Annotated in this window: 2 protein-coding genes; both read right to left on the reverse strand. The window is 73.0% G+C overall.

Annotation, left to right across the window (positions count from 1 at the left end; translation table 11 throughout):
* On the reverse strand, window positions 1–781 hold a 781-nt coding region (locus SSOG_RS08170; RefSeq protein WP_106516369.1), incomplete at its 3' end, for a TrmH family RNA methyltransferase.
* 64 nt (window positions 782–845) lie between these two features.
* The gene (cobA, locus tag SSOG_RS08175) at window positions 846–2063 is read right to left on the reverse strand and encodes a uroporphyrinogen-III C-methyltransferase (protein WP_039936899.1); all 1218 of its coding nucleotides are present in this window, start codon (window positions 2061–2063) and stop codon (window positions 846–848) included.
* Window positions 2064–2136 lie beyond the last annotated feature (73 nt).

Raw genomic sequence — 2136 nt, forward strand, 5'->3', positions numbered from 1 at the left:
GCCACCGCCGCCGCCGCGCCACGTTGAGGGAGTCGACGCCGTGGGCCATGGGGATGCGGACCCATTCGTCCGCGGACATCAGGGCCTTGGTGGAGAGGCCGTCACCCTCGGCGCCCAGCATCAGGGCGACGCGGTCGAGGCGGTGGGGGGCGGCGTCGTCGAGGGACGTGGCCTTTTCGTCGGGGGTGAGGGCGAGGATCTTGAAGCCCGCGTGCCGGACCGCTTCGAGACCGCGCGGCCAGGTCTCCAGGCGGGCGTACGGGACGGAGAAGACGGCGCCCATGGAGACCTTGACGGAACGGCGGTAGAGGGGGTCGGCGCAGTCCGGGGAGAGGAGGACGGCGTCCATGCCGAGCGCGGCGGCGCTGCGGAAGATGGCGCCGATGTTGGTGTGGTCGTTGACGGACTCCATGATCACGACGCGCCGGGCACCGGCCAGGAGTTCCTCGGCTACGGGCAGCGGTTTGCGCTGCATGGAGGCGAGGGCGCCGCGGTGGACGTGGTAGCCCGTCACGCGTTCGGCCAGTTCGGGGCTGGCGGCGTAGACGGGCGCGGGGACGTCCTCGATGACGTCGCGCATGACGTCGACCCACTTGGACGACAGCAGCATCGAGCGCATCTCGTAACCGGCGAGGCGGGCCCGCCGGATCACCTTCTCGCCCTCGGCGATGAACAAACCTTCGGCGGGCTCGCGCTTGCGCCGTAGCTCCACATCGGTCAGACCCGTGTAGTCGCGCAGCCGCGGGTCGTCGGGATCATCGACGGTGATGAGATCAGCCACTTGAGTGATACTGCCTTGTCCTGGATGCCGTGCCAATGCGGCGACGTGAGGAAGTTACCGGTGGTTACGCCCGACGGGAGCCGACGGCGACCACCTCGCCGATGACGATGACCGCGGGCGGGCGGACGCCCTCGGCGGTGACCGTGTCCCCCACGGTGGCGAGGGTGGCGTCCACGCGGCGCTGGGCTGCGGTGGTGCCCTCCTGGATGACGGCGACGGGGGTGTCCGCGCTCCGGCCGTGCTGGATGAGGGCGGCGGCGATGGCGCCGATCTTCTCGACGGCCATCAGGAGGACGAGCGTGCCGCGCAGGCTGGCGAGCGCGGACCAGTCGACGAGGGAGCGCGGGTCGTCGGGGGCGACATGGCCGCTGACCACGGTGAACTCATGGGCGACCCCGCGGTGGGTGACCGGGATCCCGGCGCTGGCGGGGACGCTGATGGAGCTGGAGATGCCGGGGACGACGGTGCAGGGGATACCGGCCTCGGCGAGCGCCTCGGCCTCCTCCATGCCGCGGCCGAAGACGAACGGGTCGCCGCCCTTGAGCCGGACGACCGACTTGCCCGCCTTGGCGTGCTCGATCAGCGCGTTGTTGATCGCCTCCTGGGCCATGAAGCGGCCGTACGGGATCTTCGCGGCGTCGATGACCTCGACGTGCGGGGGGAGTTCGTCGAGGAGGTCGCGGGGGCCGAGCCGGTCGGCGACCACAACGTCGGCCTCGGCGAGCAGTCGGCGGCCGCGGACGGTGATCAGGTCCGGATCGCCGGGGCCGCCGCCCACCAGGGCGACGTGCGGGCCGCGGGTGCGGTGGCGGGGCGCGGCGAGGGTGCCGTCGCGCAGGCCCTCGACCACGGCGTCGCGCACGGCGGCGGAGCGGCGCGGGTCCTGCCCGGTGAGCACGGCGACGGTGACGCCCTCGCTGCGCCCGGTGGCCGGGGTCCAGGCGGAGGCGGCCTCGGCGTCGTCGCTGCGTACGCACCACACCCGGCGCGCCTCGGCCTCGGCGGAGGCGGCGGCGTTGGCGGCCGGGTCGTCGGTGGTGATCAGCGCGTACCAGGCGCCCTCGAAGTCGCCGTCCCTGTAGCGGCGGCGCTCCCAGCGCACCTCCCCCGCCTCGGCCATGGCCTCGACGGAGGGCGTCGCGGAGGGCGAGATCAGCAGGATGTCCGCGCCCGCGGCGATCAGCGCGGGCAGCCGACGCTGGGCGACCTGGCCCGCTCCGAGGACGACGACGCGCCGCCCCGTGAGGCGCAGTCCGACGGGGTATGCGAAGTTCTCGGACATGGCGGTGCGGCTCTCCTCGTACAGAATGCCTGCCGCTGCGGCACTGGAGCGGCTGATCGAGTGATGGGGCGTG

Source organism: Streptomyces himastatinicus ATCC 53653, from assembly GCF_000158915.1.
GTDB classification, from domain to species: domain Bacteria; phylum Actinomycetota; class Actinomycetes; order Streptomycetales; family Streptomycetaceae; genus Streptomyces; species Streptomyces himastatinicus.

Excerpts from the sequence above, each read along its gene's own strand:
- cobA (WP_039936899.1), bottom strand. The coding sequence starts at position 2,063 with ATGTCCGAGAACTTCGCATACCCCGTCGGACTGCGCCTCACGGGGCGG.